Source organism: Nonomuraea sp. NPDC050310 (assembly GCF_040655795.1).
Classification (GTDB): Bacteria; Actinomycetota; Actinomycetes; order Streptosporangiales; family Streptosporangiaceae; genus Nonomuraea.
The window spans coordinates 490,702-504,146 of sequence record NZ_JBFAKP010000002.1; the positions used below are offsets into that span (position 1 = coordinate 490,702).

General features: G+C 71.9%; 16 protein-coding genes. 9 read left to right on the top strand and 7 right to left on the bottom strand.

Going from position 1 to position 13,445, the window contains the following annotated elements; translation table 11 throughout:
- Nucleotides 1-26: 26 nt before the first annotated feature.
- Genes AB0I67_RS08520 through AB0I67_RS08530 form a run of 3 tightly spaced genes read right to left on the bottom strand, consistent with a single transcriptional unit; the run spans nt 27 to nt 2,792 of the window.
- Entirely contained in the window at nt 27-1,031 is a 1,005-nt protein-coding gene (locus tag AB0I67_RS08520; protein ID WP_357919726.1) for a sensor histidine kinase, read from the bottom strand.
- A gap of 43 nt (nt 1,032-1,074) precedes the next feature.
- Nucleotides 1,075-1,719 carry a response regulator transcription factor gene (locus AB0I67_RS08525; protein ID WP_357919729.1) on the bottom strand — a complete coding sequence of 215 codons (645 nt, stop codon included), beginning with the start codon at nt 1,717-1,719 and terminating at the stop codon, nt 1,075-1,077.
- Entirely contained in the window at nt 1,716-2,792 is a 1,077-nt protein-coding gene (locus AB0I67_RS08530) for a histidine kinase (protein ID WP_357919732.1), read from the bottom strand. Before AB0I67_RS08530 ends, AB0I67_RS08525 begins: the two co-directional genes overlap by 4 nt.
- 135 nt (nt 2,793-2,927) lie before the next feature.
- On the opposite strand from AB0I67_RS08530, the gene AB0I67_RS08535 reads away from it, so the two are divergent.
- The 8 genes from AB0I67_RS08535 (at nt 2,928) to AB0I67_RS08570 (ending at nt 9,211) form a co-directional block, all read left to right on the top strand.
- Nucleotides 2,928-4,091, top strand: coding sequence for an acetoin utilization protein AcuC (locus AB0I67_RS08535; RefSeq protein WP_357919735.1), 1,164 nt, complete (start codon nt 2,928-2,930; stop codon nt 4,089-4,091).
- 48 nt (nt 4,092-4,139) lie between these two features.
- Nucleotides 4,140-4,922, top strand: a complete 783-nt coding sequence (locus AB0I67_RS08540; protein WP_357919738.1) for a phosphatase — start codon at nt 4,140-4,142, stop codon at nt 4,920-4,922.
- Between the two features lie 312 nt (nt 4,923-5,234).
- Nucleotides 5,235-5,438, top strand: a complete 204-nt coding sequence (locus AB0I67_RS08545; protein ID WP_026214222.1) for a helix-turn-helix domain-containing protein — start codon at nt 5,235-5,237, stop codon at nt 5,436-5,438.
- A gap of 199 nt (nt 5,439-5,637) precedes the next feature.
- On the top strand, nt 5,638-5,736 hold the full coding sequence (locus AB0I67_RS08550; protein ID WP_018654693.1) for an AURKAIP1/COX24 domain-containing protein: 99 nt from the start codon (nt 5,638-5,640) through the stop codon (nt 5,734-5,736).
- A 22-nt stretch (nt 5,737-5,758) separates the two neighbouring features.
- Entirely contained in the window at nt 5,759-6,727 is a 969-nt protein-coding gene (locus AB0I67_RS08555; RefSeq protein ID WP_357919741.1) for an NAD-dependent epimerase/dehydratase family protein, read from the top strand.
- Nucleotides 6,724-7,638, top strand: coding sequence for a lysophospholipid acyltransferase family protein (locus tag AB0I67_RS08560; RefSeq protein WP_357919744.1), 915 nt, complete (start codon nt 6,724-6,726; stop codon nt 7,636-7,638). The genes AB0I67_RS08555 and AB0I67_RS08560 overlap by 4 nt, the downstream gene beginning before the upstream one ends.
- Before the next feature lie 62 nt (nt 7,639-7,700).
- Nucleotides 7,701-8,279: an RNA polymerase sigma factor gene (locus AB0I67_RS08565; RefSeq protein ID WP_357919747.1), complete on the top strand. Its 579-nt coding sequence runs from the start codon at nt 7,701-7,703 to the stop codon at nt 8,277-8,279.
- Nucleotides 8,279-9,211: an LCP family protein gene (locus AB0I67_RS08570; RefSeq protein WP_357919750.1), complete on the top strand. Its 933-nt coding sequence runs from the start codon at nt 8,279-8,281 to the stop codon at nt 9,209-9,211. Before AB0I67_RS08565 ends, AB0I67_RS08570 begins: the two co-directional genes overlap by 1 nt.
- Before the next feature lie 3 nt (nt 9,212-9,214).
- Here AB0I67_RS08570 and AB0I67_RS08575 read toward each other — a convergent pair whose 3' ends face one another.
- The 3 genes from AB0I67_RS08575 to AB0I67_RS08585 all read right to left on the bottom strand — a co-directional run bounded on the left by AB0I67_RS08575 (nt 9,215) and on the right by AB0I67_RS08585 (nt 11,440).
- Nucleotides 9,215-10,093 (bottom strand): HAD-IB family hydrolase, encoded by an 879-nt coding sequence (locus AB0I67_RS08575; RefSeq protein WP_357920380.1) that lies wholly within the window; start codon nt 10,091-10,093, stop codon nt 9,215-9,217.
- 22 nt (nt 10,094-10,115) lie between these two features.
- Nucleotides 10,116-10,733 carry a DUF5667 domain-containing protein gene (locus AB0I67_RS08580; protein WP_357919753.1) on the bottom strand — a complete coding sequence of 206 codons (618 nt, stop codon included), beginning with the start codon at nt 10,731-10,733 and terminating at the stop codon, nt 10,116-10,118.
- Between the two features lie 62 nt (nt 10,734-10,795).
- On the bottom strand, nt 10,796-11,440 hold the full coding sequence (locus AB0I67_RS08585; protein WP_357919756.1) for a sigma-70 family RNA polymerase sigma factor: 645 nt from the start codon (nt 11,438-11,440) through the stop codon (nt 10,796-10,798).
- Between the two features lie 202 nt (nt 11,441-11,642).
- Between AB0I67_RS08585 and AB0I67_RS08590 the strand changes: the two genes are divergently transcribed.
- A complete protein-coding gene (locus AB0I67_RS08590; RefSeq protein ID WP_357919759.1) occupies nt 11,643-13,094 on the top strand; it encodes an antibiotic biosynthesis monooxygenase in 1,452 nt (483 codons plus the stop codon).
- Nucleotides 13,095-13,116: 22 nt separating this feature from the next.
- Here the strand turns inward: AB0I67_RS08590 and AB0I67_RS08595 are convergent, their stop codons facing one another.
- Nucleotides 13,117-13,350 carry a glutaredoxin family protein gene (locus AB0I67_RS08595; RefSeq protein WP_357919762.1) on the bottom strand — a complete coding sequence of 78 codons (234 nt, stop codon included), beginning with the start codon at nt 13,348-13,350 and terminating at the stop codon, nt 13,117-13,119.
- Between the last annotated feature and the right edge of the window lie 95 nt (nt 13,351-13,445).

Consider the following 13,445-nt stretch of genomic DNA (forward strand, 5'->3'; position numbering starts at 1 on the left):
GCGCGCCGATTCCTGGGACCGTGCTCCTACTCCAGGGGCAGGAGCGCGTGCACGCGGAAGCCGCCTTTGGACGCGCGCGGCCCCGCCTCCAGGCGGCCCCCGCACAGGCTGACCCGCTCGGCCATGCCGTCCAGCCCGTAGCCCTCCGCTCCCGGGCTGCTGCCCGGCCCGTCGTCGAGCACCTCGACCTCGACCTCGCCGGCGCGGTACTCCAGCCGCACGCTGACCCGCGCGCCGGGCGCGTGCTTGCGCGTGTTGGTGAGCGCCTCCTGCACGATCCGGTAGACCGCGTGGTCGACCTCGGCCGGCAGCGGCACCGGTTCGCCGTGCTGTTCCAGCGAGGCGTTGCCGGACTGGGCGACCAGCGCGGGCAGGTCGCCGGCCCCGATGCCGGACAGGTCCGACTCGGTCTGCCCGTCGGCGCGCAGGACGTGCAGCAGCTTGCGCATCTCGGCCAGCGCCTGCCGCGAGGTCTGCTCGGCCGCCAGGAGCGCCTCACGCGCCTCGCCGGGGTCGGGCGGAAGGACGGCCCGCGCCCCGCCCACGAGCGCGTTGATGACGCTGATGTGGTGCGCCACGACGTCGTGCAGCTCCCGCGCGATCCGCCTGCGCTCGGTGCGCACCGCGTTGTCGAGGAGTTCGCGCTTGCGCCGGGCGGTGAGCTCGGCCCGTACCCGGACGAGCTGCCCCAGGCCGGTCAGCGCGAACAGGACGATCACGCTCAGCAGGTCCTCGACCCTGAGGATGACGATGAACTGCACCACCGCGGTCAGCACGGTGGCGATCAGCGTGGTCCGGCCGGAGGTGTAGCGGCCCACGCTGTAGAGCGCGATGAGGAGCTGGATGCTGGTCGCGCCGGTGCCCAGCCACACCTGCGCGGCCAGGTCGAGGGCGACGCTGAGGGCGAGCACCACGAGCGGGTGGCTGCGCCGTACCAGCAGCGGGATCGAGGCCGCGGCCATCATCGCGGCGATCGGCACCGCGTCGCGCACGCCCACCTGCGAGCCGACCACGCCCAGCCCCACCGCCATGGCCACGAGCAGGCCGGTGAGGACGGCGTCCTGGATCCTGCGGTCAATCGCCAGGGCTGATCAGTCCCGCCTCGTAGGCCACGATCACGGCCTGCGCCCGGTCCCGCACTTCGATCTTGGCGAACAGGCTGGTCACGTGGTTCTTGACGGTGCTGGGGGAGACGTCGAGCGCGCCGGCGATCTCGGTGTTGGACAGGCCGCGCCCGATCAGCACGAGCACCTCCTGCTCCCGGCCGGTGAGGCCGTGCACGTCGGCGCGCGGGCGGCTGCCGCGCACGTAGGTGCCGATCAGCCGGGTGAGCAACCGCGGCGCAACGGCGGCCTCACCGCGGTGCACGATGCGGACCGCCTCGATGAGCTCCTCGGGGGAGATGTCCTTGGGCAGGAAGCCGTCGGCCCCGGCGCGCAGCGCGGCGACCACGTTCTCGTCGAGGTCGAAGGTGCTCAGCGCGAGCACCCGGATCTCGGGGAAGTCCGCGGTGATGCGCTCGGTGGCGGCGACGCCGTCCAGTCGCGGCATGTGCAAGTCCATGATCACGATGGTCGGGCGCAGCTCGCCGCAGAGCGCGTGGGCCTCCTCGCCGTCGCCCGCCTCGCCCACCACGGTGATGTCCGGCTGGGCGTTCAGCATCAGCCGGTAGCCCGTGCGCACCAGGGCGTGGTCGTCGGCCAGCAGTACTCTGATCATGTCAGGGGCAGCCTAGCGAGCACCCGGAAGCCGCCCGACGCCGGAGAGCCGGTCTCGAGGCTGCCGCCGCACAGCGCCACCCGCTCGGCCATGCCGCGCAGCCCGTAGCCGGACACGCCCGGCTCGGCTCCGCGCCCGTCGTCGAGCACCTCGACCTCCACCGCGTCCTCCAGGTAGCTCAGCCGCACCCGCGCGCGGGCGCCGGGGGCGTGCTTGCGCGTGTTGGTGAGCGCCTCCTGCACGATGCGGTAGACCGCCAGGTCCACCGGGGCGGGCAGCGGCACCGGCTCGCCGCGGACCTCCACGCCGGCGCTCAGCCCGGCCGCCCGCGCCTGCTCGACCAGCGTACCGAGCCCGGCGGCGCCGGCGGGGGGCCCGTTCTCGTCGGCCCGCAGCACGTGCAGCAGCTTGCGCATCTCGGCCAGTGCCTGGCGCGAGGTCTGCTCGGCGGCCCGCAGCGCGTCGAGCGCCTCGGGCTGCTCCGCCGGCCACACCGCGCGGGCGCCGCCGACCAGGACGAGCAGGACGCTCAGATGGTGGGCGACCACGTCGTGCAGCTCGCGGGCGATGCGCCGGCGCTCGGCGTGCACCGCCGCCTCGGCCTCCTCACGCTCGCGGCGCTCGCGCAGCTCGGCCAGGTTGCGGACGAGGAAGCCCGCGCCGAGCGCGAGCAGGTAGATCAGCACGACGGACAGGCCGTTCAGGCCGTGCTCGGCGACCTGCGCGGCGCCGTACGCGGCGGCGAGGGCCGATCCGGTCAGCAGCGCGGTCCGGCCGGCGGCGTAGCGGGCCAGGCTGTACAGCGCGACGACCGCCACGACGATCACCGCGGGGGTGACGGTGAGCGTGCCCGCGACGTCGAGTGCCACGGCAGTCGTCGCCGTGTACACCGGGCGGCTCCGCCGTACCAGCAGGGGGAGGGCGGCCAGCAGGAACAACGCGGCGCCGGGGGCGGTGTCGAGGGGGCCCAGCAGGGCGGCGGACAGCAGGCCGAGCCCGGGGATCAGCACCAGGACCCCGGCCAGCGCGCCGTCCACCACGCGGGCGCGGCCGGCGAATCGCCATAAGCGCACGTTCCGAGCCTAGATCACGGCGTAAGAAACCCGGATGTTTCCCTCAGGTGAACCCCCGGCCACGATGCGCGGGCCCGTGTGAACACCAGGCGTCGCGCCTGCGGTAACGTCGCCAGCAACCGAGGAGGGAGACTCATGTCCGGACCGGCGCGGGTGATCTGGGACGACGCCCTGACGTCCTACGACTTCGGACCGGGGCACCCTCTCGCCCCCATCCGGGTCGAGCTGACCATGGCACTCTCCCGCGAGCTGGGCGTCCTCGACCACGTCGAGGTCGTCGGCTGCGCCCCCGCCACCGACGACGAGCTGGCCCTGGTGCACAAGCGCGGCTACATCGAGGCGGTCAAGCGGGTCTCGGCCACCGGCGCGGCCGACCTGTCGGCGGGCCTCGGCACCTCGGACAACCCCGCCTTCGCCGGCGTGCACGAAGCCTCCGCGCTGATCGCCGGCGCCTCGCTGGCCGCCGCCCGCACGGTCCTCGAGGGTACGGCGGAGCACGCCGTCAACGTCGCCGGCGGCCTCCACCACGCGATGGCCGGCCAGGCCAGCGGCTTCTGCGTCTACAACGACCCGGCCGTGGCGATCGCCTGGCTGCTGGCGCAGGGCGTGGAGAAGGTGGCCTACGTGGACGTCGACGTCCACCACGGCGACGGCGTGCAGGCGCTGTTCTACGACGACCCGCGGGTGCTGACGATCAGCCTGCACGAGTCGCCCCGCACGCTCTTCCCGGGCACCGGGTGGGCCGCCGAGACGGGCGCCGAGGGTTCGGCGGTCAACGTGGCGCTCCCGGCCGGCTGCGGCGACTCCGGCTGGCTGCGGGCCTTCCACGCCGTGGTGCCGCCGCTGCTGCGCGAGTTCCGGCCGGACGTCCTGGTGACCCAGCACGGCTGCGACAGCCACGCCCTCGACCCGCTGGCGCACCTGATGCTCAGCCTCGACGGCCAGCGCACGGCCTACGCGGAGCTGCACCGGCTGGCGCACGAGACGGCCGGCGGGCGCTGGGTGGTCACCGGCGGCGGCGGGTACGAGCTGGTCCAGGTCGTACCGAGGGCGTGGACGCACCTCATCGCCGAGGCCTCCGGGCACCCGCTCGATCCGCGCACGCCGACCGGGGCCGGGTGGCAGGCGATGGTCCGTGAGCGCACCCGGGAGGCGCCCCCGCTGACCATGACCGACGGCCGTGTCCCGGAATTTCAGGACTTCGCCGATGGTTATGATCCAGCGGATCCCATCGACCGGGCGATCATGGCGACCCGGACCGCCGTCTTCCCCTTCCACGGGCTCGACCCGCAGCCCTAGGCCGCCCAGGTCGTCGAGAGTCGAGAGTCGAAGAAGGAGAGGACACCCGTGCTCAGCCGCGACGAACTCCGCGAGCACCTGATCCGCACCCGGATCGCCGGCGAGGTCGCGACTCCGCGGGAGAACAACCTCGACCACTACGCGTCGCTGGCCAACCGCGACCCGCACTACACCTTCGGCCTGAGCGTCGAGCAGGCGTGGTCCTTCCGCGACATCCTCGCGCTGATGGCCAAGTCGGCCGGCGTGAACGCCGATCCCAAGCACCGGCACGGCCAGGACACCATCGACCCCGACCGGACCATCGACGCGCTCGACGCGATGGCCGACCGCCTGGCCGCCGCGCTGGCCAAGCCGAACCCGAAGCTGCTGTTCGCCACCGGCCACCCGACCGGGCTGCTCGCCGTCCACCTGGAGCTGGCCCGGTTCGCCGCGGCCCGCGGTGCCACGCTGCTGACCCCGGCCGAGGGCTGGAGCTATTGGGGACAGGGTTTCGGTCGCCGGCGGGTCATCCGCTACCTCGGTGACGTGGCCATGCTCGACGACCGCGGCGGTTTCGTGCACACCCACGACCCGGCCCCCATGCAGGCCATGCTGGCCGAGCTCGGGGACGAGCGGCCGGATCTGGTCGTCGCCGACCACGGCTGGGCCGGAGCGGCCGGCGAGGCCGGGCTGGCGACCGTGGGCTTCGCCGACAGCAACGACCCCGCGCTGTTCCTCGGCGAGGCCGAAGGCAAGGTCGAGGTGGTCGTCCCGCTCGACGACAACGTGCTGCCGCGCTATTACGCGCCGTTGGCGGAGCGCCTCGTCACACGTGCCTCACGGGCCAGTTGAGTCGAATTCGGTCCTCCCTATACCGTCTTTTCGCGCCTGCATTTCGAGAGGCTCGTCGCCCCTTTGCCAACTCATGGGCGGGCTCGGGCGACTCTTATGTGTACGAAGTTGGACAGTTCCAACCTTTAGGCGAGGGGCACGGCCCGGCTGCTGGCCAGCATGTTTGCTGGTTCGGCTGACAGGTGGCTCCGATAACTGGGAAAATAGGGGGTTTGCGCACTCGGAGTCCCGACTTACGCTGACGGCAGTACACGTGCGTGAGCAATGGCACCAGTGGGGATAACCCGGAAACACGTGCGGAAGAGGCGTCCGATGGGTGCAGGCGAAAGACCTCTCAGCGAGGTGAAGTTCCTGACCGTGGCAGAAGTGGCCACTGTCATGAGGGTGTCCAAGATGACGGTGTACCGGCTGGTGCACTCGGGCGAACTGCCGGCCATCCGGGTCGGCCGCTCGTTCCGTGTGCCGGAGCAGGCGGTGCACGACTATCTGCGGGAGGCCTACATCGAGGCGGGTTGAGGCGAAAGCCCCGACCCTTCGGGTAGCGCTCGTCCGAGACCGGGCGTGAATACATGATCCAGGTGAGACGCCCGGCCGCTCCGGTGGCCGGGCTTCACCCCCCAGGGGGCGATCTACCACGGATCGCCGGTAGTCTGTGACCCGGTGTGCGCTCCGCGCACCGGTTTCACTTGTAGATAACCATCACCCTGGGGGTCCCATGGGCTCTGTCATCAAGAAGCGCCGCAAGCGGATGGCCAAGAAGAAGCACCGCAAGCTGCTCAAGAAGACGCGCATCCAGCGACGTAACAAGAAGTAGCGGACGTAGCTGTGAGGCGCCGATGACCCGCACCGTGCTCGTCACAGGGGTCTCGCGCCACATCGGCGCCCGGGTGGCGAGCGTGCTCGCCGCCGACCCCGGGATCACTCGTGTCATCGGAGTGGACACCGTGCCGCCCCCCTCGCTCACGCGAGACGGCGGCATGTCCCTGGGGAAGACCGAGTTCGTCCGCGTGGACCTGCGCAGTCCCGACATCGCGCAGGTGATCGCGGCCGCCGACATCGACACGGTCGTGCACATGAGCCTGGTCAGCGCTCCCTCGCGGGAGTCCGGCCGGGCGGCCATGAAAGAGCACAACGTGATCGGCACCATGCAGTTGCTGGGCGCCTGCCAGCGCTCTGAGACCGTGCGCCGCGTGGTGGTCCGCTCCACCACGGCGGTCTACGGCTCCTCGCCACGAGACCCCGCGGTCTTCACCGAGGACTACGAGCCGCATGACGGGCCCTCGCACGGCTACGCCAAGGACGCGGTCGAGGTGGAGGGCTATGTCCGCGGCTTCGCGCGGCGGCGGCCCGACATCTGCGTCTCCACGCTGCGCTTCGCCAACTTCATGGGCCCCGGCGTCGACTCGCCGCTGACCCGCTACTTCGCCCAGCCCGTCGTGCCGACCGTGTTCGGCTTCGACCCCCGGCTGCAGTTCGTCCACGAGGACGACGCGGTCGAGGTCCTTCGGGCCATGGCGAACGACGACCACCCCGGCACGTTCAACGTGGCCGGGGCAGGCGTGCTTCTGCTGTCGCAGTGCCTGCGGCGGGCCGGCCGGGTGCCGCTGCCGCTGCCCTCCCCGGCCTTCAGCCTGATCGGTGACGTCGCCCGGCGGGCGGGCCTGGTCGACTTCTCGCCCGAGCAGCTCCGCCTGATGAGCCACGGCCGCGCGGTGGACAGCCAGCGCGTGGCGGACGAACTGGGCCGGCCGCTGAAGTTCAGCACCGCCGCCGCCTTCGACGACTTCCTGAGGTCCCACCGGTGAGTTCCGACCCCGCCAACGGCCACGACCACGACCACGCCCGGGTGATCCCGATCACCGAGGCGCCCTCCTACGCGAAGGAGGGCGAGCCCGACCCGCTGGCCAAGGCGCTCGCCTTCGTGCGGCGCCGGCTGACGGGGGAGTACGAGGTCGACGAGTTCGGCTACGACCCCGACCTGACCGACAACCTGCTGATGGAGCTGGCCAGGCCGATCTACCGGCACTGGTTCCGGGTCGAGACGCTCGGCCTCGACCGGCTGCCGGACGACAGCGGCGCGCTGGTCGTGGCCAACCACTCCGGCACGCTCCCCATCGACGCGCTGATGATGCAGGTCGCCCTGCACGACGAGGCCGGTCGGCCCTGCCGCCTGCTCGGCGCCGACCTGGTCTACCGGCTCCCGCTGCTCGGCCACCTGTCCCGCAAGTCCGGCCACACCCTGGCCTGCCGCGAGGACGCCGACCGGCTGCTGCGCAAGGGCGAGCTCGTCGGCGTCTTCCCCGAGGGCTTCAAGGGCATCGGCAAGCCCTTCTCCGAGCGCTACAAGCTGCAGCGCTTCGGCCGGGGCGGCTTCGTCGCCTCGGCGATCCGGGCCGGCGTGCCGATCGTGCCCACCGCGATCGTGGGGGCGGAGGAGATCTATCCCAAGATCGGCGACCTCAAGACGCTCGCCCGGCTGCTGGGCCTGCCGTACCTGCCGATCACCCCGCTCTTCCCGTGGCTGGGGCCGCTCGGGCTGGTGCCGCTGCCGTCCAAGTGGATGATCGAGTTCGGCGAGCCGATCCGCACCGACGAGTTCGAGCCGGCGGCGGCCGACGACCCCATGGTGGTCTTCAACCTCACCGACCACGTCCGCGAGGCCATCCAGACGATGCTGAACGAGTTGCGGCTGAAGCGCGGTCACGCCTTCCTGTGAACCCGGCCGGGGCGAAGTGGAGAGAACCCTTCGACCGATTCCCCGACGGAAGACACGGCTCTATGACCGCACCCCCGCTCCCCGGGGTTCTGGACAGCGACGTGGTTCGCGAGTCCCTGGACCGGCCGGAGTCCTTCGCGGCGCTGTTCGACCGCTACTCCGGCATGATCTACCGCTACGTGTCGCGCCGGATCGGGCCGGAGGGCGCCGAGGACCTCGTCGGTGAGACCTTCGCCGTGGCCTTCGCCCGGCGGCACCGCTACGACCAGTCCTACCTCGACGCCCGGCCCTGGCTGTTCGGCATCGCCACCAAGCTCCTGGCCCGCCACCACCGCACCGAGCAGGCCCGCTACCGCGCCCTGCTGCGCAGCCCGGTGGACGGGCCCGCCGCGTTCCCCGCCGACGACGTCGCCGCCGGGGTGAGCGCCCGCGCCGCGCGGGGCGAGCTCGCCCGGGCGCTGGCCGTCCTGCAGAAGAGGGACCGTGACGTGCTGCTCCTGTTCGCCTGGGGCGACCTCGCCTACGAGGAGATCGCCCGGGCCCTCGACATCCCGATCGGCACCGTGCGCTCGCGACTCAATCGGGCCCGGCGCAAGGTGCGCGCCGCGCTCGGCGACACCAACCCCCTGGAGGAGGCGTGATGGACGACCTGCGGATCCTGCGAGACCTCGGGCAGGAGCTGGAGAGCGAGCCGCCCGCCACGCTGGCCCGCCGGCGCGAGACCATGTACGGCAGGCCGCGACGCCGCCGGACGGGCTGGTTCACCCTCTCCCTGGCCGCGGCGGTGACCGTCCTGGCCATCGCGGTGCCTTCCGTGCTGGTGAACTCGCAGTCCAACACCATCGACGTCCTGACGAGCCCACGTCCGGCGGCGGCGCCGGGGCCGCTGAACATCCTGGTCGTCGGCAGCGACGGCGAGCGCAGCGGCCTGCTGCTGGTCGTGCAGATCACCGCCGACCGCAAGCGGGGCCAGGTCGTCACCATCCCGGACGACACCACGGTCACGCTGCCCTCCTGCGGGGGCGGGAAGCAGGGCCTGATCACCGCCGCCCATGCTGCCGGGGGCCTGCGCTGCACCCGGGAGACCGTCGAGAAGGCGGTGGACGTGCGCGTCGACCACGCCGTCGAGCTCGGCTTCGCCGGCCTGGCGTCGATGGTCGACGCGGTCGGCGGCATCGAGGTGACCCTCGCGGAGCCGATCGACGACGCCCGGGCCAAACTGCACCTCAAGGCCGGGCGGCAGGTGCTCACCGGGGCTCAGGCGGTCGGTTACCTGCGTCTGCGCTCGGGCAGTGAGCTGACCCGCGAGCTGACCGTGCTGCGCGCGCTGGCCGCCAGTGCCCGGCGGCACCTGACGGATGCCGGCAGGCTCGCCGAGTTCCTCCGGGCCGCCGGCTCCTGGGTCAGGACCGACGACGACTTCGACCCGGAGGCCATGCAGGCGCTGGCCCTGGGGTTGGCCGGCACCCGGATCGACTACGGCTCCGTGCCGGTCAAGGCCGCTCCCGGGGATCCGGACCGGGTGCTCCTGGTCACGGAGGAAGCGCGCGCGCTGTTCCGCCGATTGGAGTGACGGTCAGCCTCGACGGTAGAGGCGGCGTAGCGCGATGGCCGCCGCGACGCCGCCCGCCACGGCCCCGAGGCCGGCGGCGATCGGCAGCGCGGTGAGCGTGGCCTTGCGGCCGGTGCGGAAGTCCTTGATCACCCAGTCGTGCGCGCGGGCGTGCTCGCGCAGCTCGGAGTCGGGGTTGATGGCCACCGCCCGGCCGACGAGCGACAGCAGCGGCAGGTCGTTGGCGGAGTCGCTGTAGGCGGTGCAGCGGGTGAGGTCGAGGCCCTCGCGCCGGGCGAGCGCCCGGACGGCCTCGGCCTTGGCCGGCCCGTGCAGCAGGTCGCCGACCAGGCGGCCGGTGTAGACGCCGTCGGCGGTCTCGGCGACCGTGCCCAGGGCGCCGGTCAGGCCGAGCCGCTGCGCGATCACCCGGGCCAGCTCGACCGGGGTCGCGGTGACCAGCCAGACCCGCTGGCCGGCGTCGAGGTGCGACTGGGCCAGCGCGCGGGTGCCGGCCCAGATGCGGTCGGCCATCGCCTCGTCGTAGATCTCCTCGCCGAGCCGTACCACGTCCTCGACCTTGCTCCCGGCCACGAAGGCCAGGGCGGTCTCGCGGGCGACCGCGATGTGCTCGGGGTTCTCGCTGCCGCGCAGCCGGAAGGCGGCCTGGCCGAGGGCGAAGCGCACCAGGTCGGAGGTGCTGAACATGCCGCGGGTGGCCAGGCCCCGGGCGAAGTGGTAGATCGACGCGCCGCGCATCATCGTGTTGTCGACGTCGAAGAAGGCGGCCGCCTCGGGGTCAGGTGGAGCGGCCTCGGGCTCGGCCGCGACGGCGGCCGCCGCCGCCACCTCGCCGGCGATCTCCGCTTCCCCCTGATGCCGTCGTCGTCGTAGAAGCCGCATCATGAAGTCAGCTTAAGGGGTCTCATTGCGGGGCAACGAGACCGTCGATGTACTGCAGGTAACCGTTGACCTTGTCCTGGTCGGCCCCGGCGACCCGCTCCAGCATGGGTTCGACCATGTCGCGCTGGTCCTCGGCGAACTCCTTGACCGTCGTCGAGCGGGGCAGCTTGCTGATGCCGGAGCGGGTGCTGGTCGCCATGTCGTCGAGGGTGGCCGCGACGTGCTGCCCGCCGTCGGGGGAGTCGAGCAGCGCGTTGAGCTCCTCGGCGCGGGTCTTGGCGGAGACGAGCTCGCGCTCGGCGCGGTCGACCGGGTCGGCGCTCAGCCGTACCAGCGTGTCCTCCGCGGCCCGCTTGAGCGGATAGAGGGCGTCGCCGGGCAGCGAGTGGTAGGTCAGCGCGGCCCAGACCATCATCGAGGCGGTCAGCCCGACCGTGGCGAGCTGGGTGAACCACGACAGCCGGCGCACCGGGCGGACCGGCCGGGCGAGCGGCTCGGCGGGGGCGGGACCGGCGGTCATGAGTTGCTCGCGCAGCTTGGCACGGAACGTCGCGTCGGGCCCGCCGCCCAGCGGAGCGTGCTGCAACTCCGCGAGCTGAGCCATGAGGCGCTCTTCCGCTTCGCGCCGCGACTTACGCATGAGACCTTCTTAGAGCGTGATCCACCCGTGTACAGGGCCTAACGAGGGCCCGCGTGGCGAGGTTACGCCGAGTCGGGGGTGAGGTCGTGCTTGAGTGCCCGCGCCAGCGCGCGGACCGCCCGGAACTGCAGCGCTTTGATCGCTCCACTCTTCTTCCCCATGATCAGCGCGGTCTCCGCCAGGGACAGCCCGTGCAGGAACCGCAGCACCACACACTCCTGCTGCTCGGGGTTGAGATCCCGTACGGCACGCAGCAGGCGGTCGTTGACCAGCGCGGTGACCACGGCGTTCTCGGGGATGTGCGCCCCGTCCAGCGGGACGTCGAGCACCTCCCCGGTCGGGATCTCCAGCCGGTAGCGCCCGGACTTGTAATGGTCGGTGACCAGGTTCCGGGCGATGGTCACGAGCCAGGCGCCGAAGTCGCGGCCCTGCCAGGTGAAGTCGGCGATGCGGCGCAGAGCGCGGAGGAAGGTCTCGCTGGTCAGGTCCTCGGCCAGGGCGTGGGAGCCGACGCGGAAGTAAATGTAGCGGTAGACCAGGTCCAGGTAGCGGTCGTAGAGCGTTCCGAAGGCGTCGCTGTCACCGGTCTTGGCGCGCAGCACCAGCGTGCGGAGGTCGTCCTCGCGCACGGCGAGCTCGCTCGGCCGGGGTGCGGTCGCGGTCATGATCCCGGCGAGCGACCATGACTGGGGGGCAGGCTCTGGCATCCGGTTTCCCTGGGGGTTCGGCGTGCTCGGAACACTCTAAGAGCTACTTCCCGACTTGGGATAGTGCGGATTGCGGCTGCTTTCGTCAATGCCTTACCCCGCGTGGCACAGGTAGTCATCCCTCCCGGATACCGTGTGGCCACACGTTTCCCCTCTTTCGGCTATCCGCCGAGCAGCATTGTCAGGCAGCATTGGAGTCATCATGGAGATCCTCGTTGCCGTCCTTGCGTTCGCCGGAGCGCTTCTCGCCGCGGTCGCCGCGGGAGCCCTGGCCAGTCGCCTCCGGGAGGAGCCGGAGGGGTGGCTGATCGCCTGGACCGTTGCAGCGGCCGGTCTCGCGCTGGCGCTGGGCGGCATCGGCTTCGGGCACCTGGTGGGCTTCGGCACCTGGACCTTCAAGATCTACCAGCTCGGCGGCTCGTTGCTGGCGCCGCTGTGGATGGGCATCGGGCTGGTGCAGTTGCTGGCCGACCGGGTGCCGCCGCGCTTCGCGGCGTGGCTGGGCGGCATCGCGGTGACGGTGGTCGTGGCCGTGGTGATCCTGTTCGACCCGGTCGCCAAGGCCGGCTCCATGGGCAAGTCGCTGCCTCTCGCCGCGACGCACTGGTCGCCGATCTTCGCCGGGTACGCCCTTTTCGGCGTGCACATAATTACCGCGCTGCTCATGGTCGGGGGCATCGTCCTGGCCGTGCTGCGCTGGCGCAGGGGCGACGAGTACGACCTGGACAACCTGCACGCCACCCTGGTGGTCGCGCCTTCCGGGCTGGCCCTGCTGGGCGCCCTGCGCTTCACCGTGCCGGGGGTCTTCACCACCGCGTTGCTGCTCGTCGCCGCGGCGGGCCTGTGGTACTGCGTGCTGCGCCCGCTGGCGCCGTACGAGGACGACGAGGAGGACGCCATCACCGCCGACCGCGACCGCGCGCACCCGAAGTCCTTCGCCGAGCCGCCGCCCCAGCAGCAGGCCCCCGCGCCCGTGCGGCCCCGGCACAGCTCCGGGCTGGGCGAGCTGGTGGCCGAGTACCGCGCCGGCGACTCGGCACCCGAGTTCCGCGGCGGCACCCTGGCGCCCGAGTACCGTCCCGAGCCGGCCTTCGACTCCGGCCCGGCCACCGGGCTGTTCCTGCCGAACGGGGCCGCGCCGCAGCAGCCGCCGGCCCCCGAGTACGGCAGGCACGGCGCCCCCCAGAACTACCCGCAGACCGGCCCGCAGCCGATCCCGCCGGGCTACGGCCGCCCGCAGGAGCCGAGCATGCCCGCGACCGGCATCATGTACCCCGGCGCGGACGTCTTCGGCGCCTCCGCCCCCGCGGCCGGCAACCGCCCCTCGCCCAAGATCTTCGGCCTGCTCACCGTCTTCACCCTGATGGACGGCTACGGCGAGGCCTTCGACCGGCTGGCCGAGGAGGCCGTCGAGGCGGTGCGCCGCAACGAGCCCGACACGCTGCTCTACGTCTGCCACGGGGTGAAGTCCGCGCCGCTCCAGCGCATCGTCTACGAGCTCTACCGCGACGACGTCGCCTACGCCGACCACCAGCGCCAGCCGCACGTCGAGCGGTTCATCGGCGAACGCCAGCCGATGGTGCTGGCCACCAACGTGATCGAGCTCACGGTCAACGCGGCGAAGGTGATGCCGCTCCCGACCGCGCTCTTCTAGGGCTCTTCCAGGGGAGCGGCTTCTAGGCGAGCGCCGCTCGCAGCCGCTCCTCCGAGACGCGCCAGAAGTCGTGCTGCACCCCGTCGACGAGCGTCACGGGGATCAGCTCCCAGTACTTCTCCTGCAGCTCGGGCGAGGAATTGATGTCGACTTCCGTCCACGACACACCGAGCTCGCCGCTCACGCGCGCGATCACTTCGCGCGCGTCGTCGCACAGGTGACAGCCGGGCTTGCCGAGCAAGGTGACGCGATGCATGGGGCCAACACTACCCAGTGACTTTGTGCATCGGTTCACAAAGGGATTAACCTGAAGGATGGTTCGATTTCATTGACGCGATGCCGGGAACCCGG